The sequence below is a fragment of the Streptomyces sp. NPDC127092 genome (assembly GCF_042722475.1).
In the GTDB taxonomy this organism is placed as follows: Bacteria; Actinomycetota; Actinomycetes; order Streptomycetales; family Streptomycetaceae; genus Streptomyces.
This window is the reverse complement of record NZ_JBHXFE010000106.1, coordinates 1-1,300: the sequence shown is the minus strand read 5'-3', so window position 1 is coordinate 1,300 and position 1,300 is coordinate 1. Positions and strand designations below refer to the sequence as shown.

General features: G+C 71.1%; 1 protein-coding gene. It reads right to left on the bottom strand.

What is annotated here, in order from left to right:
• Positions 1 to 241: 241 nt before the first annotated feature.
• Positions 242 to 1,300: restriction endonuclease (locus ACFWJO_RS37460; RefSeq protein WP_386872590.1), on the bottom strand; the 1,059-nt coding region annotated here is incomplete at its 5' end.

Genomic DNA, 1,300 nt, shown 5'->3' with positions numbered 1-1,300 from the left:
TGGGAGTTGATCGCTCCGATGCTCCCAGCCCCCCAACAGGCCGGGAGGGCCGGCCATTCGCTGATGCCCGCACGACGGCGTCACCTCGGGGGTCGCATACAGACCCGCCCCTTCGGAAACTCCACTCCGTCCGCTGGGACGGCCTTGACGCCACCAGGCGCGGCCTCAGCCCGCTCCACTCGGAACACCGACCCGTTCAGCAGCGCCTCCCGCGCCTCGGCCACCAGCACCTCGGGCGCCGTCATCCCTCGTCCTCCAGCACCCACACCTGCTGCAGCGGGATCCGCGCCCGCGTGGAGGCCGGCAGCCGGTCGTAGGTGAGGAAGAGCTGATCGAGCAGCGCGTCGGCGTCCCAGATGCGCATGGTCGTGCGGTCTCGTTTGAACTCCAGCTCGGCGGGCCGAGTCACCCCACCCCAGGCTACGAGGCGTGCCTGACCCGCCCGGTGCTGTGTCATGGCAGAATGCAGCCCCCGCAGCACCCGGGAACCGATCGGGGTTGGTTCGGACTTCACCTCCACGATCAGCGTCGGCGCGTCCAGCCCCAGGGGGCCGGTGCCCGCGATGATGTCCACGCCGCCGTCGGGCCCGGGTGGCGAGACCTCACACCGGAAGCCGAGCACCGTGAGGATCTCCGCGACCAGGTGGGTCAGCTCGTGCTCGCGGGACTCCCCGGCCACATGGGCGCGGATACGGTCTCGGATGGCGACGACGGTCGGTGCCGTCTCGGGGTCCGTCACCTCGGTGGTGGCGTGGTCAGCGGGGGTCGCCACCGGGCGGGGCAGCCCCTCTGTGAAGCCGGGGTCGGGCTTTCCTCGAGCAATGGTCTTGAGTCGACGTTCGGCGTCGTTCCGGCTCGGCTGGAACACGGTGAGGCTGCCATTGAGGGTGTGGACGAGGTCCTGGCCCACCACGGTCTTGGAGACCGGCTCCCCCAGCCAGTCCACCGGCAGGGAGTGGCTCCGGTGCCAGCCAGCCTCGGCCGCGTCGTGGGCGTATGCGCCGGTGACGCGTCCGAACTGCACGTAGCCGGGCTTGGTCTTCAGCGGCAGGATGACGAGGTCACCCGGGCGGATGGAGTCCCGGAATGCCCAGAGCTGGCCGGTGTAGTTGGCCCAGCGGGCGGCGCCGTCGCCGGGGTAGGCCTCCTCCACGCGACGGCGGACGTCCTCCCGGGATGTGGCGGGAGAGAGGTCACCGACCTCGGGCCAGCCCACGCTCATGCGCCCGTGCTCGATGTTCCAGTGCTCGTTCTCCCCCCCCCGCTGTCCCGCGCGGACCACCCATGCGCTCATCGCCAC